Here is a 21943-nt window from a genome sequence, read left to right as displayed (position 1 = left end):
GCGTCAAGGAATCAGAAAACGTAGAATCGTTTCAAGCAACGATGGCTCAGGTGTTGGGGTGGGGAACGGAGGCGGAGTGGGCGTCGGTGTGGGCGCGGGCGTGACGATGGCTTGCACGACGGTTTCGCCGTCGCGCGACCAGCCCCACTCGCGGCGCGCTTTATCTTCGACGAACTCGTTCGTCGCGATGCGCGTCTTGAGCGCGACGAGCGCGACCTGGGTCGCTTGGGCGTGAGCGCGCTGAACTTCGGCTTGGGTCTGCACATCGTTCAACCGCGCGCCGCTGATGATCCGTTGGCTGAGGTCCCATGCAAAGAACACGCCGAGTGTAATCGCGATGACGACCAGGAGTTGAAAGGGAAAGCGAGCCATAGTTTTATCCTGAGCAACCCAGATATGGAAGGACGCGCTCATCATACTCGAAATCGAGTCGCGCGTCAATCGAAAAATTTACCCCGCCCAACCCTCCCCTTATCAAGGGGAGGGCGATGACAGACCTGACCGCAAAATTTCTTCGCGCTGTGTCATGGCGCGAACGGTGGAATGCAAACCCGAAGGGGTGTCATGCTTTCGTCAAATCCATTCCACGAAGATAAATAATCCAGGTTTCTCCAAGAAACCTGGATTCTGGGAGGCGTTAGCTTTTGCGTAACCCCGCGAGGTTTTGATACAATTTCATTCCCAGGCGCGGGTAGCGGTCGCACAGGTCGGTGAGGCGCGCGTGTGTAATCGTGAGCAGACGCGTGGCGGGTCCGGCGATGGGGATGATCGCGTCGGCATGACCGAACAAAATGTCTGGATTCACGCAACTGCCAGCGGTGATCGTTTCTTCGCCGTGTCGCACCGACCCCGACAGCACCAGGTGCAAGGCGTCCGCGTCGAGCGGCGCGCCCGATGCCGGGGTCGTCTCGTCGCCCGCGCGTTGGAACAGGTATCCTTCGAGCGTCGTGAATCCTTTGAGCGTCGGCGTGTTCAGTGCGGGGAGTTTCTTCATGCGCTCTGCCGCGGCGCGCTCGAACATGGGCGTCACGGTTTCGAAATACTCGCGCGAAGGTTCGGTCAAGACGAGCGGACCCAAATCCCAGGGTTGATTCAATTTGATCATGCGCACGACATCGGGACGATGCGTGTTGTGAAACACCATGCCTGGGACGTACGCCGCCGGCAAAAAGCCCATTTCGAAAAACGTTTGCTGAATCGCCGGACTCGTCGCGCTCACATCGCACTCGATCACCTGGGCTTGTTGGACTTGCTCGGCTTGTTCGACGGCAAAGCGCAAGAGACTGCCCTTGATCGTGTTGTCTTGCGCGATCAATTCGATGATGCGGACGCTCTCGTGATGTGCCTCGTACAAATAACCAATCGCGCCGAGCGTGTGCTCGCCTTCTGAGGCGACAAAATACCACGCCTTGCGCGCTTGCAATTGCGGCAAGCCCTGATCCACGTGCATGCCGCCGAAAATTTCCGGTTCGATGACGCGACCATGTTCGATTTTCATCAAACGCAACAACGACGTGCCGGTCAATGGCGTAATCGCGACGTTTTGATCAATCGGATAGCCGCGCACATTATCGCGAATTGCCAATGGTTCATCCAATTCGAGATTGCGGAGCGAAAGTTTTGCGAGCGGCGCGATCGCGGGAATCACTTCGGCAGTGCCGGGGTGGCGCAGACTGCGCCCGTTGCCGAACAGTTGCCCGTTCAAGACAAAACTTTCGCGCCACGACATTTTGTAGAACAGCGGGAGAAAACCCAGCGGCGGCATACCCAGGTTGTCCACGATCTTTTGGGTTTTCGGATGAACGGTGCGCGCTTCGGCAAACGCAAACTCGACGCGATCATCCGACGCGTCCACGAGCGCGGTGAGCATCTGTTTGCCCAAGCCCTTGCCGCCGACCTGGGGATCAACGACCAGGCGTCCGATCTCGCCGATTTGATCGTTATAGTCGCCAAAGTTGAGGATGCACGCGCCCGAGGCGACAATGCGATTGCCTTCTTCCATCACGAGCCAAATGATGTGGTCGGAATAGATGCCGCGCTTGACCCATTGCGGATCGTAAAATTCCGGCATCGCGTAATCGTCGCCGTAGTTCGCGCGAAACAACTGGATGACGTTTTCGATATCCGATTCGAGAATTGGGCGAATGTTCATGCTCCCTCCCTGGATGACTGCCGATTGTCGCTGGACGTTGCGGCGCATTCTACGCAGAACGCGCGTCGCTGACAAGGGGGGAGTGATGGGGATTATCTCCCATTAACAAGATACCAGGTTACTTCAAGAAACCTGGTATCTGTCGAACGACTATTTATTTACTTGGTGACGATAATCGTCGAGGTGATCGGTGGAGTCGCCGTGGGTGTTGCCGTCGCGGTGATCGTCGCGGTGGGCGTAATGATCGTCGCGGGCGGCGGCAGTGGTTTGTAACCGGCAACGCTCAGCGCATCGAGATTGACGAGAAACTCGCGATTGCCGGTGGGCCATTTCTTCCACGCGCGGAAAAAGAGCGTGACAGTGTCGCTCGGCGCGAAAAAGATCGCAGAGTACGAATTGATTTTGGTCGGCAGGTCGCGATACTCGGTCGTCCAGGGCATCGTCTGCCAATTCGTCACACGCGTCCACGCGCCGCAATCCGCGCTCGCGCCGTTCAGCATACCCACTTGCGCCGAGTAACTCCAATCGGTGAGTGTGGTCGAGACGGTTTCGGTCGCGCTGATCCGGACGAGTCCTTTCGCGTCGAGATAGTACTGCGCGTTCGGCGTCAAGCCGGTGACCGCCTGGCAAATGCCGGCGTACCGATCCGGTTCCTGGGTCGGATCGAACTCGGAGAGACCCAGGTTCCAGATTTCGATCAACTGCGAGTGCTTGCCCTCAGGGACGGCGGGTTGCCACGTATCGTCATAGAACGCATAGGTGATGCGCCCGCCATTGTTGAACGTGTTCCAATTCAACGCGACGCCGTTCGGGTCAAAGCCACTTTCGAAATTACCGTTCTTGAGAAATTCGGCAATCGGTACGACCTCGACCGTTTTGGTCACGGTGCGGACTTGACCCACATCGTTGACCGCTTCGACTTTGAGCACGCGCGTGCCGGTGACGGTCGGCGTCCAGACGAGATCGGTTTCTTTGTTCAACGGTCCGGCGACGTGCGTTTGTGTGACGACGAGCGTGTTGTTATCGTACAAGCGGAGTTCTTTAACGCCGATGCCATCCGACGTGGTGACGTGCACCGGGAATGGCTTGGTCGTGTAAACGTAGGTTGGCGGGACGACTTCGAGTTTTGGCGCGCCGGTGTCCGGGGGACGCATCCCAAAGAGACTGATGCCGTCCAGGTTCACGTCGAGGAGTCGGTTCGGCACCGCGAATTTTTTGCGCGCGATGAAAAACAATGTGATCTTGTTCGTGGTTGGTTTGATCGTCGTCGTGAATTCGAGGAACTTGCCGGGCTTGGTTTGCTGATACGTCGTTTGCCAGGGCAAGGTGTTCCACTGCGTCACTTTAGTCCAATCACCTGTGCCGTTCGGATCCATACCCCACTCGACCACGTAACTCCAGTTGTCCTTGTCGAGGTCGTACTCCATGATGCGAATCATGCCGCGCATCGTCAACGTGTACGGCGTGCCCGCGACGACGGAGACTGTTTGATAGATGCCGGAGATGCGCTCGGCATCGGTCTGGTTATTGTGCAACGTGTTGATCTCGACGAGTTGCGAATGCCTGCCATCAAAAACGAGCAAGTGATCGGTGTCGTCTTGGTAGCCGTAGAGCGCGCGCCCGCCATTGTTGAAGGCGTTCCAATTGAGCGCGACGCCGTTGTAGGAAAATCCTTCTTCGAAACTTCCGTTGCTGATGCGCTCGCCGAATCCGCCGGCGTCGGTCGTTGCCGGGAGGCACACGAGCGCAAGTGCGAGCAACCCGATGCTCAAGCCGATGTAGAGCCAGTTTGTTTTTTTCATCCGTGACTCCGGGAAAAACGCAAAACGTAAAACGCCCCACTGACGTTTTACGCTTTGCCTTTTACGACTTTTTCTCCAACCGCGCGCGTTGTTTCGCTTCATACGCTTCGCGCGCCTTGTCCGGCAGTACGCGTCCGACATAGCGCGAGCGCGTGCGCCCATTTTCTTTCCAGTACGCGTACCAGTATGGACCGTGCGGGCAACGCGTGCAATTCGCTTTGCCGCAGCGCACCGTCTCGTAGCGAAACGTAATCGAGCCGAAACTTTGCTCGGCATGCACGGCGGGACGCGGGAGACTGGTGCGGCGTTCTTGCACGACGCGACGCAAGCGGTCGTCAATCTCGCGCAGTTTTTCGATTTCTTTTTCGCTTAGTTTTTCGAGTGGACTGGGTGATTTCTTTGCACGCGGCATAGCTTGCCTCTCACCAGTGGCGAAGACTCACCCGCGCGTTGGAACGAATTCAACGCGCGGTGAAATGGGAGAAATTGCTTAGGTAACTAGAGATATTATAGCACGCGTTACCTAAGAGGTCAAGTTAATCACGGTTTGATTTTCTGGCGGCGACGTTTGGGATGTTGGGCGGAGGACTGACTCGCCTTGCCATGCACCCAATGCGGATCGTCCTTGTTGTTGAACCACCATTCGTCCCAGCGCGTCGCAAGAATTTCCTGCGCGAGTTGCTTGCCCGCGTCCGTTTTTAATCGCGCGAGTAACGGCGTGACCCAGTCGGCGACGTGCGGGTTGCCCAGGTCGGCTTCGCGTTTGAGGACGAGCAAGAGTTCGAGTTGGTCGGCGTCTTTGGCGAGCCGTGCAGCGGGAGTTTGCGCGTCCTCGAATTCGCGGATGTACGCGACGAGTTCGTCCCCGTGCGCCCACTCGCGCGCGCCATCGGCGAGCAGTTGGTCCAGATCTTCGTGCACGTACTTGCGGTTCACATAGTTGTGATCGCCGGTGCGCGCTTCGGGCAAATCGTGGAACATGACGAGATGCAACAACTGCAATTCGTCTATCGGTTGATCGCTCATCCGCGCGAGGACGAACGCGACGTGCAACATCCGCAGTGTGTGCTCGGACACGGATTGCGCGCCGCTGCCGAGAAACGCCAAGCCCGAGCGTGGGGTCAGGTTGAGCATGCCGACTTCGTGCAGGTACCTTGCGCGTTGATTCATCCTCGCCTCCGTACCGCCATTCTAGCGCGAATGAGAAATGTGTCAATCAACTAAAAAGTGATTCTGACCGCGCGATGATTTTTAGCTTTTGACTTTTCACTTTTGCCTTGCTACAATCTTGCGCAATGCAAAATCATCTCAACGATATTTACGCGCGCTTGTTCGCGCATTTTGGCGCGCAACATTGGTGGCCCCACGCGACTGGCGGCGCGTTCGAGATCATCGTCGGCGCGATTCTGACGCAGGATACCGCGTGGACGAACGTCGAAAAGGCGTTGGCGAATTTGCGCGCGGCGCGCTTGCTCACGCCTGCCGCGTTGCATCGTGTGCCCACGGCGCGGCTCGCGCAGTTGATTCATCCGTCCGGTTATTTCAACCTCAAAGCCAAGAAACTCCACGCGTTCACTCGATTTCTGTTTGACGAACATCGCGGCAATCTCGCGCGATTGTTTCAGCGCGACCCGGCAGCGTTGCGCGAGCAACTGCTCGGCGTGTACGGCATCGGTCCCGAAACCGCCGACTCGATCATTCTCTACGCGGCGCACCAGCCGATCTTTGTCGTGGACGCGTACACACGCCGGATTTTCGCGCGGCTGGGTCTGGCGCGCGCGGACGCGACGTACGATGAACTACAAACGCTTTTTATGGAGAACCTCGCGCGCGAGGAAAAATTGTTCAACGAGTACCACGCGCTCATCGTCACCCTGGGAAAAAACATTTGCAAGAAGACCAAGCCGCGGTGTGGCGTCTGTCCGTTGCATTTGATCTGTCCTACCGGCAAGAATACGCACGCCTAGCAAATTCTTGTAGCGTTTACGGCAGACCTGTCAGGTTTTCAAAACCTGACAGGTCTCAAATACACACCGTAAACCAATGTGGAATTCGCTCTAACACAGAAACCCCTCCCGCAATCGCGAGAGGGGTTTCTGTGTACTGCTTACTGTTTGCCGTTCACCGATTTAGTACTCGGGCATTTGCGGCATCGGAGCAGGTTTTTCCTTCTCCGGTTTGTCCGTGATCAACGCTTCGGTCGTCAGGATCATCGCCGCGATGGATGCCGCGTTTTCCAAACCACTGCGCGTCACCTTCGCCGGGTCAATGATGCCGGCGGCAACCAGGTCCACGTAATCTTCCGCGAGAACATCAAAGCCGTAGTGATTGCTGTTCTTGTCCTTCTGCATCCGGCGTACGTCTTGGATGACTACCGCGCCATCGTGTCCCGCGTTTTCCGCGAGTTGGCGAAGCGGTTCTTCGAGCGCGCGCCTTAAGATCGCGACGCCGGTCGCCTCATCGCCGGACGCGGTCACGCCGTCGAGCGCGGAGATGACGTTCACGAGCGCCACGCCACCACCCGGCACGATCCCTTCTTCGACTGCCGCGCGGGTTGCGCTCAACGCGTCTTCGACGCGGTGTTTCTTTTCTTTCAACTCGGTCTCGGTCGCCGCGCCAACGCGAATCACCGCGACGCCGCCGGCGAGTTTCGCAAGTCGCTCTTGCAATTTCTCGCGGTCGTAATCGGAGGTCGTCTTGTCAATTTGCGCTTTGATTTCGTTGATGCGACCCTTGATGTCCTTGTCCGAGCCGTTGCCTTCGATAAAGGTCGTGTCGTCCTTGGTCGCGATGATCTTGCGGCAAACGCCGAGATCGCTGATCTGCGCGGTTTCCAACTTGCGACCCATTTCTTCGGTGATGACGTTGCCGCCGGTGAGGATCGCCATATCGCGCAACATTTCCTTGCGGCGGTCGCCAAACCCGGGCGCCTTGACTGCGATCACGTTCAACATGCCGCGCAGTTTGTTCAAGACGAGCGTGGCGAGCGCCTCGCCGTCCACATCTTCTGCGACGATGACGAGTTCGCGCTTGCCCATCTGCACCAATTTTTCGAGCAGGGGCACGATGTCGGTGTGCGCGGAAATTTTCTTGTCGGTGATGAGAATGTAAACGTTCTCGAGCACCGCTTCCATGCGTTCCGGATTCGTGACGAAATACGGCGAGATGTAGCCGCGATCAATTTGCATACCTTCGACGTACTCGGTTTCGAACGCGAGACCGGTCTTGCTTTCTTCGACGGTAATGACGCCGTCCTTGCCGACCTTGTCCATCACGTCCGCGAGCAATTGACCAATCGCGGGATCCGCCGCGGAAATCGCCGCGACGTTCGCGATCTCTTCCTTGCCCTTGACCGGGACCGCCATCTTTTTGATCGCTTCGACGAGCACGGCAGTACCTTTTTCGATGCCGCGTTTCAACAGCATCGGGTTCGCGCCGGCGGCGACGTTCTTCAAACCTTCGTTGACGATGGTTTGCGCGAGGACGGTCGCGGTGGTCGTGCCATCACCGGCGACGTCGTTCGTTTTGGTCGCGGCTTCTTTGAGGAGTTGCGCGCCCATGTTTTCGTACGGATTTTCGAGTTCGATTTCTTTCGCGACGGTCACCCCATCGTGCGTGATGGTCGGCGCGCCGAATTTTTTATCGAGCGCGACGTTGCGACCCTTGGGTCCGAGCGTGGTCTTGACGGCGTTCGCCATCGTGTCCACACCGATTTTCAAATGACGGCGTGCCTCTTCCGAGAACGCCAGTTGCTTGGCAGGCATTGTTTTATTCCTCCTGAATTATTTCTTCAATTGACATTGCGAGGAGCCGCGGAGCGTTTGTGACGAAGCCATCACGACTCGCAATGACATGGCTACTTTTCGACGATTGCGAGCACGTCTTTTTCGCTCAAGATCAAAACCTTTTTGTCGTTGAGCTTGATTTCGGTGCCCGAGTACTTGGCGAAGATCACGACATCGCCCGTCTTGACATCCATCTCGACGCGCTTTTTGCCTTCGTCGTCCCAGCGACCCGCGCCCGCCGCGATCACTTTACCTTCTTGCGGTTTTTCCTTCGCCGTCTCGGGAAGCAAAATGCCGCCCGCGGTTTTCTCTTCCTGATCGAGCGGCTCGACGATCAAACGATCTCCGAGAGGGCGAAGTTTGAGCTTGTCTGCCATACAAAACCTCCTTAAAAATTTTGGTGTTGTTTTATTTATTAGCACTCTGCCGATATGAGTGCTAAGACGATGCAAAATATACCACAAAAATAGATTTTGTCAAGAGTTAGAGTCCACGCACAGTCGCCGCCGATTGCAAATCGGTGTCAAAGCAAATCAAAATCGGTTAAGCCGAGCGGGGACAGAATTTGCCAATGGAAGCGCAAAAAACGATGGAAATTGCGGGGAAATCCAAGTCGCAAGTTTGCCAATTCTGGATTAGCCACACACTTCGCGCCACACAGAAAGAGAAAATAATTTTCCGTGTGCTTCCGTGTGCTTCTGTGGCAAAAACAAATGCGACATTGCCGAACGAGTCTGGCACTTGGCGGGCGATAGTGCTATGCGCGCAGTCGCCGCGTCATTCGCGTTCGCGATAGTACAGCACGGTTGTCCCATACGTTACCGGGTAATTGTTGCGCCAGGTGCCATGACCAAACGACAGCGTGAGACCGCGCTTGAAACGAAACGCGGCGAGATCGCTAAAGTAACGATAGATCGTCGCGTAGCCGTCTTCCGCTTCGCGATAACGCAAGATGCCGGCGAACGGACGATTGCCGCCGCCGCTCGGAACGGTGTAACCCAGGTTGAAGTAATAACCGCCGCCCGCCCAATCTTCATCGCCGCCGTACAGACGCGCGTTACCCGCGCCATCTACCAAACTCAAATTGGATTCGAGATACCCGTTGGGCCACGAATGCGTGGCTGGGTCTTCTTGATTCGTGCCGGGCAAATTGCGCGTCGGTACTTTTTTGAAATCTTGATCCTTGGTCACGAACACGATGCCGACGAGTTTACCATTCCCCGGCAATTTCACCTGATAGTCCGGCGTGAAGGGTTGCAGACGTTGATTCGATTTGTAATCCGCGCGCAACTGTGTGTTCGCGGTTTCGTTCGACGCGGCAAAGCGCGCAGTCAAGGTGATGGGCGTCGCGCTCTTGCTCGTGAGTTCAATCGTCATACCGGTTTGATACGGCATCGGAAAATTGCAGTAGAAGATGTACGCGTCGCGCGATTCGATGACGCCGATGGGCGTCGAGCGGTGCGCGACGATATAATCGTGATCGGTGAAGAACGCGATGAACGGCAAATCTATTCCGATCTCGTCGCCGTACCGCACGCGCAGCGCGAGTTGTTTTGGATCGGATTGCTTTGGAATCGTGAATTGAAGCGCGTGGAGCGTGCCCGCGCCGTTCAGTTCGATGCGCGCGGGCGTGGTATGCTCGCGTGTCTGGAGATTCGGAAATTGAGTAATGAAATTTTCTGGTTGCAAAACATTTTGCGCGAGTTGAGCCATCTCTTCGCGCGGCAGATCGTTCACGCTGTACGGTTTAACGCGCGTCTCGCGCGGGAGCGTGATGCCGGTTGCCATGAACCACTTGGGTTTATCCATGCCGCCGTACACCGAAACCTTGAGTCGTGTTTGATACGGCAGTGGAATGATGTTGCCGAATGCGCCGTACTGCCCGTACCGCCACACGAACATCCTGGCGAGGTCGGGCGATAACCGTTGCGCGTTGCCGGAAAACCACTCGCGAATCGCGCCATCGTACGCGACGCGATCGTCAATCTCGACGCGCAGATTTCCTAGCTTGTGCAGGTTGCCCCAGTCCACCATGTCTTCCAGACCGGCTTTACCCAGGATGTTCAAATGATTGCGCACATCGCCGCGAAAAATAATCGTTTCGTGCGTGAACCACAACGTATCCATCACGCCCGGTCCCTTGCGATCCACGAGCACGTACGCCGGCACATCGCGTCCCTGAAACTTGAGCGTCTCTTGTTTGTAGAGCGACCACTTGCCATCGTCGTCCTGCCACATGTGGTTCGTCGTTTCCCACTTTTCCTCTTCGCCCCAAAAATCCCAGAACGTTGTGCCGTTGAATTGCTCTTGGAGTTGTGCGACGTTGATGGACGAGTTGATCCACGGTTTGCCTTCCAAGATGTTGGGGCGCGTGCGATTCGTGAGATAATCGGTCAGGAAATCGAGCGACGCGTAAACGGGGATCGCTTTCGTCGGCGTGGCGCGCGGCGCGAGCGTCGGTTCGCCGCGCGGCGTGGGCGTGTTTTCGGCGCGCGCGCTTTCGGTGGGCGCGACCATCGTCGCGGTCGGCAATTCCGCGATGATGGGCAAATCTGCCGCGGGCTCCGCGAACGCGAACAGCGCAATCGCGAGTGCGACGAGAAAACCGAGCGCAATTTTCAAAATGAGAGAACGCATCAGCGTATCAAAATGTGGAGCATGATTTTAGGCGAGCGGTTGGCTCTTTGCGCATGTCCGTCCCAATCTTGGAGATTCAGCGATTCAATCAGGAAATTGCTTGCCCCAACATCCGCGCGTACAAATCGAGATGTTGCCGCGCGATCTTGTCCCACGCGAAATGCTGCGCGAGTTCGCGCGCGCCCGCGCCAATTTTCGCGCGTAGTTCAGACGATGCCAGCGCGCGCTGAATCGCATCGGCGAGCACAACCGGGTCATCCGGCGGCACAAGCAAACAATTTTCACCATCACTTAACTGCGGTAACATACTGGCGACTGGCGAGTGACGACTGACGGCTGTGGTCACAATCGCGCACCCATGCGCCAACGCCGCCATCAACGTTCCACGCCGGTACGACGCGCCATCGCGATACGGCAAAACACATACATCGGACGCGCGGAAATTCGCGGTAACGATGTCGTCCGGTGTGAAATCGGTCCACAGCACGCGGCCGGTCAACCCCAGTTCGGCGATGAGCGCTTTCACGTGTGCGAGGTACGCCACATCCGTTGGGTCGCTCGCGCCGGTTTGTCCGCCGATCATCAACAGTTTCGCGTTCAGCACGCGCGCGAGCGCGCGCATCAACGTCTCGCCACCCTTGCTCTGGTTGAGAAAACCAAAGTAGCAGAGGAGCGATTCATCCTCACGTACTCCCAGTTGCGCGCGCCATGCGGTTCGTTGATAGTTGGTTGGCAAGTTAGTTTGAACGTTCGACCCGATCGGAATCAGCGCAAGTTGTTTGAGGTTCCAGGTTTCGAGATTCGAGCAATCTTCGTCGTTCGTCGCGATGACCGCGTCGGATGAACGCGCGAGTTCACGCGTGACCCAGTCGCGCACGCGACCGGCTTTGGGGAAGAGGTACGGAACGCGGAGGTCGTGGAAGGTGGTGACAAAGCGGGGGTGGGAAGGAAATGAGGGAAATAAGGGTAAAAGGTGCGGGAGCAAGTTGATGGCGGGGTGCATTCCGAACGCGCCGGTTTGGTATTGGATATGCGCGAGGTCCGGGGCAAATTCGCGAATTGTTTTCGCGATGTTGCGCCAACTCGACCAGCCCCAGTGATGAATGACCGGCAAGACCTTGACCGCCGACCACTGACCGCCGACCGCTCTGGTCGAAGTTAGTACGCCCACCTCAACGCCCAGCGCGATGAGGGCGCGCGCAATCTCAAGAGTGCACGCGCCCACGCCGCCTTGCATCGGCGGAAATTCGCCGGTGATGAAGAGAACGCGCATACAACCGGCTACCAAATTGTCGCGATGTTGGAAGACTGAATCTTGCGATCGCGACTGATCAAAGACAATCCAAGGTGGGGTGCGGTTGCGGCGATGATACGATCAGGTAGATCGGGTACGTGAGCGCGCGGCACTTGCACGAGCGCATTCACAACCTCGGTGGTCAAGTCTACTAGAACCAAGCTGCTAGTTCCGGACTGCAATTCCTCATCAAGCCGAGACATGAGATCCGACGAGATTCGTCCCTTCCCTTGCAGATAGATGATTTCCACCAAACAAATCGTAGGAACGTAAACCAGACTTTCGCCGCGATCGCACGCGTCAAATGCATCTCGCGCGGCGTGACTGAGCCGTGGACTGTCTTCCAAATACCAGATCAAGCCATGTGTATCGGTCACGACATCCGGCATTTATATATCCTCGCGGGGAAAACTCGCCCACATTTCGCGGCGCGCTTGAGCAATCTCTTCTTCGGTGATATCCAAACCCCGCCACAATCCACGTAACGATTTGCGTGACGCGCGCGTACGGGTGCGGCTCAAATCGCGTTCGATTTGCGGTGCGACTCGTTCGATCAAGCGCACTTGGTCGCGCGGTGATAGACGCGCGACCAAGTCGAGAACCTCGTTCAACGTTACCGTTTCCTGCATTTTTTACCTCGCTTGAATCAGCAACGTAATTCTATCACAGCCCGGACTGAATCGCAATTCAATCTTCGCTCAACTTTCCGCGATGACGATGATCTTGTCCGCGGCGGAGAATTCGATTTTTTTCGATTTTGCCGGATTGACGACGACGCCGTACGATTTCGCCGCGTCGTGCGCGTCGCGCTTGAGCCGATAGCCCATCGCAACTTCGCCGCGCCGCCGCGCCGCTTCGACAATCGTGTAAAAGTTTGTCGGCATGCCAGGTTTCACGTAATCGGTCGCCGGCTTGAGATAAATCTCCGACCCTTCCGGATCGAATAAATCGGCAAAGACCGCGTTGAGATGCTTGTTCTCCGAAACCTGGGACAGCATCAGACTGACGAGTTGATCGCTGACGATGAAATCGTCCGCGCGCGTCACCTCGGCGAGTTCGCGGTTGCGTACGTCGAGCATTTCGCTGACAATCGCCAGGTCCTTGCCGGCGCGTTCGCTCATATCGCGCAAGTGCAGGAGCGTGATGAGCGTTTGCGCGTCCGCTTGTTGTTCGTCCATCAAATCCGAGTAACTGAGCACGATGATGTGATCGTACGACGCGACGTCGAGCGCGTCGAGCGTTTGGCGGTCGGTCGTTTCGCTTGGCAGAAAAGTGACGGTTTGATTTTTATTTTGTTCGAGTTCTTTCGTCACATCCGCGACATGGGCGACGACCTTCGTCTGCGAACCGGCGGCGACATAGTGATCCAGTTCGCGAATGATGGAATGCCCGCGATGATTCCAACCCAGGATCAACGTGCGCTCGGGCGCTGGCGCGGCAGAGTGTTTGGATTGCATCGCGGTTTCGTCAATGCCGAGACTCGTTTGCCCGCTCAACCTGATCGTGTCGTCATCCGCGGAAATCGCGATGATCTTGTCGCCGGCGAGCACGCGCGTGTCCATCGGCGGATTGAGCCGCACCGTCCCATCTTTTGCTTGCACGCCGATAACGGTGGAATCTTCGTACGCCAGCAGCGCCGAACCGAACGCCTTGCCGACCAGCGCAGGTTCTTCCTTGAAATATATTTCGTCGCCGCCAAAGTTGAGCAGTTCGGTGTAAATCACCGAGAGACCGGACTGGCGACACGTTTGCACCGTGATGCGCGAGATCAAATCGCCGACGAGGACGACCTGGGCTTCATCGCGCCCCACCATTTTCGCAACCTCAATATTTTTCTGGTCGCGAATTTCGGCGACGATGTGGTACTTGCCCGGCTTGCGCTGCGGATTGTTCGTGATCGCGAGAATCGTTTTGATGACGTGCGTGTCCGGCTCGTCCACGTCGGGCGCGAGGACGATGATCGAGCGCGCGGCGTGCGGATTTGCGATTTCAATGTCGGTTGGATCGAGCGGACTGCCGGTGCGGCACACGACGCGCGTGCGTCCCGTGCGCGGCACGCGCGCGCGCAGTTCGTCCTCCATCTCGATCTTGTCCTTGTCTGCGAGGATGACGACGCACGATTTTTTCAGATTGGTGTTTGCCGCGACGAGTTCGGAGATGATCGTGAAAATTTGCGGCGTCCAACCCAGGATCAACGTGTGGTCCTGCTCGATGACGAACGAGCGACCTTTGCGCAGTTCTTCGAGTTTGGCTTCGATGCCGCTGGTGAGCACGCCGATGAGGATGCTGATGATGAATACACCGCCGAGCGTGACGACGAACATGCCCATCAAATAGCCGGGCGTGCCGGTGTCACCGCCCATGGTGCCCGCATCCATCGTGCGCATCAAACTGCGCCACGCGATTTCAAAAAAGTCCGGGACCGGATCCAGGCTCACGACACCTGATTCGGCGTCTTCCGTGGGAGGATTCGCGACACCGGTGACGGTGATGACGGTTGCCATCACGAGAATAAAGACGACCGAGACGACCGCGAGCCACGCGATCAGCGCGATCGGTCCTCTCGACAGCGTGTTGTCGAACGCGTAACGCAAACGGTCGGTGAAGGTGGGTTGTTTCATTATGATCTCCTGGATGGGGCGATTGAAATCGCCTTTGATGGGCTTGCGCCGGTCGCCCGCCTACGCGGGCGAAGCATTGCGTCCGCGTAAGTGGACGCCCAACGGAACGGCTCAGGCGAGCTGACTTTCAATTAGCACGAACCAAGCGACTTTTGAGCACCTGCCAATACGCCTTGACTCTCTGCGCGCGCAACGCGCGCTTGTGACCCAGCACCCATTTTACACTTTCCCGCGCGATTTGAAAAGCGAACGTCGCCAGCAAAAACACGCGCAGAATTTCCGCGAAGAACGCGCCGCGATATTTCCGCCAGTACCGAATCTTGCTCGTGTTGAAATGAATGTCGCGCGCCGCGACCGCTTGCTCGGACGATTTGCCCTCGTAATGCGCGATCTGCGCGGTTGGCAAGTACACGATTTGCCAAACGGCTTTTTTCGCGCGATAGCACCAATCGAGTTCTTCCGAGTACATGAAAAACGCTTCATCCAATCCACCAATCTGCTCGTACACTTGCCGCCGCACAAACATCGCCGCGCCGTTGATCCAGTCTACTTGTTGCGTTGCGTCGTCGCGCGTGTCCAACATGTAATAGCGCGCGAGCACGCGATTGCGCGGAAACCATTGTTGCAGAAGCGTGGATTCGAGAAACGCCGTGGCGAGTGTGGGGAAGCGGCGGCGCGAGGATTGCACGGCACCGTCGCCGTAAAACAACTGCGGACCGATGATGCCGACGCGCGGGTTTTGCTCCGCGTACTCGTACAGCGTTTGCAACGCGCCGGGGCGTAGTTCGGTGTCGGGGTTGAGCAAAAAAAGATAACGCCCCTGCGCTAGCGCAAGGGCTTGATTGTTCGCACGCGTGAATCCCAGGTTTTCGGTATTTGCAATCACGCGCACCCTGGGAAATTCATCGCGTAACATGGCGACGGTGTCATCGCGCGACGCGTTGTCCACGACGATGATTTCAGTCGCCAGTCGCCGGTCGTCGGTAGACAGACTAGACTGTTGACTTGCAACTGACTGCAAGCATCGTCGTAATAACTCGCGCACATTCCAACTGACGATGAGGATCGAAACGTCCACTCAGAGAGTTCGCTCCACCACGAAATTGGCGAGATCAATCAACGCGCGGCGGAATGAAGTGTCCGGAAAAATCGTGAGCGCATCTATGGCTTGTTGTACAGTCGCACGCGCTTCGGCTTTTGACGTGGCAATCGCCGGCGAACGGCGAATCGTGTCCACCAACTCGTCTATCGCGTTCATCAATTCCGGGATGTTGTTGCCGCGCGGGTCTTGCTCCATAAAATAAAACACCGGCAAGGTGTACGTGCCTTGCCGCAAATCGCTGCCAACCGGCTTGCCCAACTGTTGCTCGTCGGACGTGAAATCGAGAATGTCGTCCACGATTTGGAACGCGCGTCCCAGACTGTGCCCGTACACTGTCATCGCGCTAATCTCTTTTTCGGACAAGCCCGCCAACACCGCGCCGCCTTCGGTGCTCGCGACGAACAACGAGCCGGTCTTGCTGTCAATGTGGCGATAGTATTCTGCGCGATTGGGGGGCCAATGCATGCCGCCAAAATCCTGGCGAATCTCGCCTTCGCAAATCGCCATCAAGGTGCGCGCGAAAATCCGCATCACGCGAAAATCGTCAATGCTCGCGGCGATGTCCGCCGCGCGCGCGAGGAGAAAATCGCCGGCGAGCACGGTCGCCGTGCCGCTCCAACGCGAGTTGATCGTCGGACTGCCGCGGCGCACCGGCGATTTGTCAATCAAGTCGTCGTGAATCAACGTCGCCGCGTGCACCAGCTCGACGGTGATCGCGAGTGTATACGCCTTGTTCGGATCGGCGGGACCGAACTTGGTCGCGAGAATCGCGAGCGCGGGACGAACTCGTTTGCCGCCGCTCTCGATCAGCGATTCGAACACGCTGCCCAACGGCGCATAATCTACGCGCACCGCGTCGCGCAGACGCACTTCGACTTCTTGTAACTCGGTTTGAATCGGGGACAAAATCGAATTGAGACCCAAAGTTCACTCATCCTGCCGTTTTCAGACGAAACAGCATTTCACTATTGCGCGACGTGGATTGTTGTGCCACGTCCAGAGTCAGGTTTTTTAGTTCCGCGAGTTTTGCCGCGACGCGCGCGACGTTCGCGGATTCGTTGCGTTGCCCGCGTAGCGGCGAGAGGTACGGCGCGTCCGTTTCGATCACGATTTTGTCGAGTGGCAACGCGCGCGCGATCTCTTGCAGACGTGTCGCATTCTTGAAGGTCAGATTCCCGGCAAACGAAATCGCGTAACCCAGGGCAATCGCCTGTTGCGCCATCGCGAGATCGCCGGAAAAACAGTGCAGGATTCCACCTTGCGAAGGTTTGACGACCTTCGCAAGGGTTGCCATCAGTTCTGCATGCGCGTCGCGGTCGTGAATCACCACCGGCTTGTCGAGTTCCGCCGCGAGTTCGAGTTGCGCGATGAACGCGCGTTCCTGGATTTCGCGCGGCGGATTTTGTTGCCAGTAAAAATCCAAACCGATTTCGCCGATGCCGACGACCTTGGGATGTTGCGCCAATGTGCGAATCGTCGCGAGCGATTCGGCGTCGCATGTGTGCGCGGCTTGCGGATGAATGCCGACGACCGCGTAGACACTTGCGTACTGCTCCGCGAGCGCGACTGCCGCGCGGCTCGTCGCCACATCCGTGCCGGCGGTGATGATCGCGGCGACGCCGGCATCCATCGCGCGCGCGAGCACCGCGTCGCGGTCGTTCGCGAATTGTTCGTCGTCGAGATGGCAGTGCGCGTCAATCAACTAGCGCAACCCCGCCAACTTCAATCCCGCGTCGAGAATTTCTTGCCGTTTGCGATCCTGGGTCGTTTCGACGTAAAAGCGCATGATCGGCTCAGTGCCGGAAAAGCGGATGCACAGCCAGCCGCCGTCGTCGAGCAGGTATTTGAACCCATCCATCAAATTGATCTCGGTCACTTTGAATCCGGCAATTGTGCTAGGTTGCGCGTCATGCAAACGCGCCATGATTTCGCCGCGTTGTTCTCCCGGAAACTCTGTGTCAATGCGTTCGTAGTAATGCGGTCCGACCAACTCGAAGAGATGGTCGAGCAACTGCGACGGCGTTTTGCCGGTCTGCACGACGAAATCCATCAGATACAACGCGGCGACGATGCCATCGCGTTCGGGAATGTGATCGCGAAACGCATAGCCGCCGGATTCTTCGCCGCCGATCATCGCGTTCGTTTCCAAAATTTTCGGCGCGACGAACTTGAATCCGACGCCGGTCTCGTGTACTGGCACGTTGAAACGCTTGCCGAGTTTGTCGAGCATCGAAGTTGTGTTGAGCGTTTTCACGATCGCGCCGCGCATCCCGCGCACTTCGAGCAGGTAAAGCGCGAGCAACGCGTACATTTGCAGTTGGTGAATGAACACGCCTTGTTCGGTCGAGCCGCCGATGCGATCCGCGTCGCCGTCGGTCGCGATGCCGAGATGCGCGTGCTCGCGTTTGACGAGTTCCATCAGCCCGTTGACGTTCGGCGGAATCGGTTCTGGGTTGTTCATTTCCGGAAAACTGGGATTGCGATAGTTATGAATCTCGACGACGCGCGTCGCGCCGCCGGCGAGCAATTCCTTGAACCAGCCCATCCCCGCGCCCCACATCGAATCCACCGCGAGGGTGAGACCCGCTTGGCGCAGCGGTTCGATGTTCACGAGTTTGTCGAGTTGTTTGCGAAACGCCGGTTTCGGATCAAAGATTTCGATCAGCCCTTGCGCCTGCGCGTCTTTGAACGGCATGCGCTTGACGTTTTCCGGCGCGGGGATGAACGACTCGATTTGCTTCAAGCCCTCGGGACCGATTGCGCCGGCGTAATCCGCGCGCACCTTGAAGCCGCCCCACATCGGCGGATTGTGCGACGAGGTGAGGTTGACCGCGCCGTGCGCGCGCTGCGCGAGAATCGCGTACGAAATGACTGGTGTGGGCGTTGGGCGATCTACCATGAACACTTTGATGCCGTGCGCGGCGATCACTTCGGCGACGACCTGCGCGAACAGTTCGGCGGAAAAACGCGTGTCGTAGCCGATCACCAACCCGCGTGTCGTTTGCTTGGTCGCGATCAAGTACTGCGCCATGCCGTGCGCGCAGCGACGCAAATTTTCGTACGTATAATCATCGGCGATCACGCCGCGCCAACCATCGGTGCCAAATTTGATCTCTGTGGGCATGAATGTCCTTCAAGTTCCCTCATTTCCATTCTGAAAGGAAATGAGGGAAATAAGGGTAATCAAGGAAATCGGAAATAGAGGAACTGGGTTTTAGGTAATCGTTTGCCGAATCACGTCCGCAATCGCGTTTGCCTCGTGCGCGATCATTGCCGCGTCGAGACCTTCGATCATCACGCGCGCGAGATTCTCGGTGCCGGAATAACGCAACAGAATGCGCGCCTCCGCGCCCAGGATTTCGCGCGCGTGTTCGACGCGCGCCTGAATGACCGGCACTTGTTCGAGCGGCGGTTTGCGCGGCACACGCACGTTGACGAGCACTTGTGGATAGCGCGTCATGCACGACGCCAGTTCCGCAAGCGTTCTGCCGCTCCGCACGATCACATCCGCAACGCGAATCGCGGTGTACAGTCCATCGCCGGTCGTGTGCCCGCCGTCGAACAGAACGATGTGCCCGGACTGTTCGCCGCCCAGGATCGCGCCGCTCGCGCGCATCCGCTCGGTGACCCAGCGGTCGCCGACCGGCGTGCGCTCCATCGCGATGTCAGCCGCGCGCAGAGATTGTTCCAAGCCGACGTTCGCCATCACCGTCGAGATGACGGCGTTGCCGCGCGCCGCGAACAATCCGCGCGCTTGAAAATCGCGCGCGAGAATCGCGAGCACAAAATCGCCGTCCACATAGTTGCCGCGTTCGTCCACGAACACCGCGCGGTCGCCGTCGCCGTCGAACTGGACGCCCCAGTCCGCGTGCGCGCGCAACACCGTCTCGCGCAACAATTTCGGTTCGAGCGAATCGTATCCGCGATTGATATTGACGCCGTCCGGTTCGTGATTCAGCGTGAGGACCTCGGCGCCAAGCACGCGCAACGCGCGCGGCGCGAGTCGAAACGTCGCACCATGGTTGCAATCTACGACGACGCGCTTGCCGCGCAAGATCGGTTGACGGCTGACCGCGCTGAGCGCAAAGTCAAAATACTGTTCGACCGTTGCAGTTTCGTCGTGCCGCTGTCCGATATGCTCGGCGACCGTGCCCGCGCCCAACTCGGTTTGCGCGAGCATTTCGATTTCGTTCTCGCGCGCGTCCGGAATTTTGAAACCGTCCGCGCCGAACACCTTGATGCCGTTGTCCTGAAACGGATTGTGCGACGCGGAAATCGAAATACCGCACCGCGCGCCGAGCGCGCGCGTGAGATACGCGATGCCGGGGGTGGCGAGCACGCCGACATGCAGCGTGTCGAAGCCCTGCGCCATCAAGCCCGCGGCAAGCGCGTGTTCGATCATCGCGCCGGAAATCCGCGTGTCGCGTCCGAGCAGCGCGCGCGGACGCGTTGCGCCGCGACCGATCACCTGACCGATCGCGCTGCCGATGCGCGTGACGAATTCCGGCGTCAACGGAAATTGATTCGCGATGCCGCGAATGCCGTCCGTGCCAAAAAGTTTTTCCATTTACAAATTGTGTTGTTTCTTCAACGCGGCGAGATCCGCTTCGACCATCTTTTCGATCATTTGCTCGAAGGTCACGTGCGGTTCCCAACCTAGTTTTTGTTTGGCTTTGTTCGGATCGCCGATGAGCAAGTCCACATCGGCGGGGCGCAGGAACGCTTCGTCCACGTACACGTAACGTTGCCAATCTAAGTCCATGCACGCGAACGCGACCTCGCACAGGCGTTTGATCGAGTGCGTGCGACCGGTTGCGATCACGAAATCTTCGGGGTGATCTTGTTGGAGCATCAAGTTCATCATTCGCACGTAATCGGGCGCATAGCCCCAATCGCGTTGCGAGTCCAAATTGCCCATCGGCAATTTATCCGCCAACCCCAGCGCGATTTTCGCGGCGTTGTACGTGACCTTGTGCGTGACGAATTCCAAACCGCGGCGCGGCGATTCGTGATTGAACAGGATGCCCGACACCGCGAAGAGATTGTACGATTCGCGGTAATTGACGGTGATCCAGTGACCGTACACTTTGGCGACGCCGTACGGACTGCGCGGATGAAACGGCGTGGTCTCGCGTTGCGGAATCTCAACGACCTTGCCAAACATTTCGGAGGACGACGCTTGGTAGAAACGAATTTCCGGATTGACGAGGCGAATCGCTTCGAGCATACGCGTGACGCCGAGCGCGGTGAATTCGCCGGTGAGTACTGGTTGCTTGAACGAGGTGGGGATGAACGATTGCGCGGCGAGGTTGTACACTTCGGTGGGGCGATGCTCGCGCACGATGTCAATCAACGAAACCTGGTCGAGCAAGTCGCCTTGCACGATGCAAACTTTATCTTGGATGTGTTGAATGCGTTCAAAGTTGATCGTCGAGGTGCGGCGCACCATGCCGATGACCTCGTATCCTTGTTCCAGTAGAAACTCGGCAAGATATGAACCATCCTGCCCCGTGATGCCGGTAATCATTGCTTTCTTTTTCATTGTTTGTTTACTTGTTCTCTCCAGTAATCTAGAATATCGCGCAGACTCTGGTCGAGCGGAACGATCGCGTGCCAACCGGTTTGCGCGCGGAATTTCGCGGCGCTGCAGAACATCAACGGTGTGTCCGAGGGACGCAAGCGCGTCGGGTCTTGCTCGATGCGAATCGGTACGCGGCTCTGCGCGAGCAACAACTCGACGATGTGTTGGATCGAGACGGCGTACTCGCTGCCGATGTTGTATACCTCGCCGGGCGCGCCGCGTGCCATCGCGAGATGATACGCGCGCACCATATCGCGCACGTCGCTGAAATCGCGTTGCGCGCTGAGGTTGCCGACGCGCAAGACCGGTTCGCGTTTGCCTAGTTCGATTTCGGCGATCTGCTTGGCAAAGTTCGAGGTGACGAATTGATCGTTCTGGCGCGGTCCGATGTGATTCGACGGTCGGACGCGAATGACGGGCAGGTGGTGGCTCAAAAAATACTGCAAGCCCAAAAAATCTTGCGCCATTTTGCTGACGCCGTACGGACTATCGGGACGCAATGGTGTTTCTTCGGTGACCGGAATCTCGTGCGGCTCGACGCGCCCGTACTCTTCCATCGAGCCGATGACCAAGATGCGCGGCGTTAGACCCAGGCGCACGACCGCGCTGAGCAAATTCACTTGCGAGCGCAAATTGATTTCGATGGTCGTCCATGGGTCTTGCCAGGAAATCGGGGGGAAGGCTTGCCCGGCGAGATGGTAAATGTGATCCGGGCGCGCGCGTTCGAGCAACGATTCGGCAAAGCGCGGATCCGTGAGGTTGCCCGCGATAAAGACCGCGCGTCCTTCCAAGTGGGCGATGTTCGCGCAATCGCCAAACACGCCGCCGACAATTTCGCAGTCGCCTTGCGCCAACAAAAAATCGGCAAGGTGACTGCCGGCAAATCCATTCAACCCGGTGATCAGCGCGCGCAAACGGTGCTCCTCATTCAAAAAGTCGGGCGCATTATAACTCAAGTTCTAATGATTC

Annotated in this window: 20 protein-coding genes; 1 reads left to right on the top strand and 19 read right to left on the bottom strand. The window is 57.5% G+C overall.

What is annotated here, in order from left to right; genetic code table 11:
- Window positions 1-3 precede the first annotated feature (3 nt).
- From HY868_08070 to HY868_08050, 5 genes are all read right to left on the bottom strand, one after another.
- Window positions 4-372: a hypothetical protein gene (locus HY868_08070; GenBank protein MBI5302077.1), complete on the bottom strand. Its 369-nt coding sequence runs from the start codon at window positions 370-372 to the stop codon at window positions 4-6.
- 265 nt (window positions 373-637) lie between these two features.
- Window positions 638-2152 carry a GNAT family N-acetyltransferase gene (locus HY868_08065; GenBank protein ID MBI5302076.1) on the bottom strand — a complete coding sequence of 505 codons (1515 nt, stop codon included), beginning with the start codon at window positions 2150-2152 and terminating at the stop codon, window positions 638-640.
- A gap of 158 nt (window positions 2153-2310) precedes the next feature.
- On the bottom strand, window positions 2311-3954 hold the full coding sequence (locus HY868_08060; protein MBI5302075.1) for a hypothetical protein: 1644 nt from the start codon (window positions 3952-3954) through the stop codon (window positions 2311-2313).
- A 61-nt stretch (window positions 3955-4015) separates the two neighbouring features.
- Window positions 4016-4366 carry a hypothetical protein gene (locus tag HY868_08055; protein ID MBI5302074.1) on the bottom strand — a complete coding sequence of 117 codons (351 nt, stop codon included), beginning with the start codon at window positions 4364-4366 and terminating at the stop codon, window positions 4016-4018.
- 128 nt (window positions 4367-4494) lie between these two features.
- Window positions 4495-5124 carry an HD domain-containing protein gene (locus tag HY868_08050; GenBank protein MBI5302073.1) on the bottom strand — a complete coding sequence of 210 codons (630 nt, stop codon included), beginning with the start codon at window positions 5122-5124 and terminating at the stop codon, window positions 4495-4497.
- 125 nt (window positions 5125-5249) lie between these two features.
- Between HY868_08050 and HY868_08045 the strand changes: the two genes are divergently transcribed.
- On the top strand, window positions 5250-5921 hold the full coding sequence (locus HY868_08045) for an endonuclease III domain-containing protein (protein ID MBI5302072.1): 672 nt from the start codon (window positions 5250-5252) through the stop codon (window positions 5919-5921).
- Window positions 5922-6083: 162 nt separating this feature from the next.
- Here the strand turns inward: HY868_08045 and groL are convergent, their stop codons facing one another.
- The 14 genes from groL to HY868_07975 form a co-directional block, all read right to left on the bottom strand.
- Complete coding sequence (gene groL, locus HY868_08040) at window positions 6084-7718, bottom strand: chaperonin GroEL (protein ID MBI5302071.1); 1635 nt, start codon at window positions 7716-7718, stop codon at window positions 6084-6086.
- Between the two features lie 92 nt (window positions 7719-7810).
- Entirely contained in the window at window positions 7811-8116 is a 306-nt protein-coding gene (gene groES / locus HY868_08035) for a co-chaperone GroES (protein ID MBI5302070.1), read from the bottom strand.
- 400 nt (window positions 8117-8516) lie between these two features.
- A complete protein-coding gene (locus HY868_08030; protein MBI5302069.1) occupies window positions 8517-10376 on the bottom strand; it encodes a DUF2961 domain-containing protein in 1860 nt (619 codons plus the stop codon).
- Between the two features lie 88 nt (window positions 10377-10464).
- Window positions 10465-11649, bottom strand: coding sequence for a glycosyltransferase family 4 protein (locus HY868_08025; GenBank protein MBI5302068.1), 1185 nt, complete (start codon window positions 11647-11649; stop codon window positions 10465-10467).
- A gap of 8 nt (window positions 11650-11657) precedes the next feature.
- Window positions 11658-12059 (bottom strand): type II toxin-antitoxin system VapC family toxin, encoded by a 402-nt coding sequence (locus HY868_08020; protein MBI5302067.1) that lies wholly within the window; start codon window positions 12057-12059, stop codon window positions 11658-11660.
- Entirely contained in the window at window positions 12060-12299 is a 240-nt protein-coding gene (locus HY868_08015) for a hypothetical protein (protein ID MBI5302066.1), read from the bottom strand. It lies immediately after the preceding gene.
- A gap of 69 nt (window positions 12300-12368) precedes the next feature.
- Window positions 12369-14291 (bottom strand): NAD-binding protein, encoded by a 1923-nt coding sequence (locus tag HY868_08010; protein MBI5302065.1) that lies wholly within the window; start codon window positions 14289-14291, stop codon window positions 12369-12371.
- 127 nt (window positions 14292-14418) lie between these two features.
- Window positions 14419-15369, bottom strand: coding sequence for a glycosyltransferase family 2 protein (locus tag HY868_08005; GenBank protein MBI5302064.1), 951 nt, complete (start codon window positions 15367-15369; stop codon window positions 14419-14421).
- The gene (locus tag HY868_08000) at window positions 15370-16317 is read right to left on the bottom strand and encodes a polyprenyl synthetase family protein (protein MBI5302063.1); all 948 of its coding nucleotides are present in this window, start codon (window positions 16315-16317) and stop codon (window positions 15370-15372) included. It abuts the gene before it with no gap.
- A 7-nt stretch (window positions 16318-16324) separates the two neighbouring features.
- The gene (locus HY868_07995) at window positions 16325-17095 is read right to left on the bottom strand and encodes a TatD family hydrolase (protein MBI5302062.1); all 771 of its coding nucleotides are present in this window, start codon (window positions 17093-17095) and stop codon (window positions 16325-16327) included.
- Window positions 17096-18517, bottom strand: coding sequence for a phosphoglucomutase/phosphomannomutase family protein (locus HY868_07990; protein ID MBI5302061.1), 1422 nt, complete (start codon window positions 18515-18517; stop codon window positions 17096-17098).
- Between the two features lie 90 nt (window positions 18518-18607).
- Window positions 18608-19960: a phosphoglucosamine mutase gene (gene glmM, locus HY868_07985; protein ID MBI5302060.1), complete on the bottom strand. Its 1353-nt coding sequence runs from the start codon at window positions 19958-19960 to the stop codon at window positions 18608-18610.
- A complete protein-coding gene (gene gmd, locus HY868_07980; GenBank protein ID MBI5302059.1) occupies window positions 19961-20935 on the bottom strand; it encodes a GDP-mannose 4,6-dehydratase in 975 nt (324 codons plus the stop codon).
- A complete protein-coding gene (locus HY868_07975; GenBank protein MBI5302058.1) occupies window positions 20932-21888 on the bottom strand; it encodes a GDP-mannose 4,6-dehydratase in 957 nt (318 codons plus the stop codon). The genes gmd and HY868_07975 overlap by 4 nt, the downstream gene beginning before the upstream one ends.
- Between the last annotated feature and the right edge of the window lie 55 nt (window positions 21889-21943).

The organism is Chloroflexota bacterium (assembly GCA_016219275.1).
Lineage (GTDB): Bacteria > Chloroflexota > Anaerolineae > UBA4142 > UBA4142 > JACRBM01.
The sequence above is the reverse complement of the archived record's forward strand: the minus strand, read 5'-3'. Positions and strand labels throughout refer to the sequence as shown.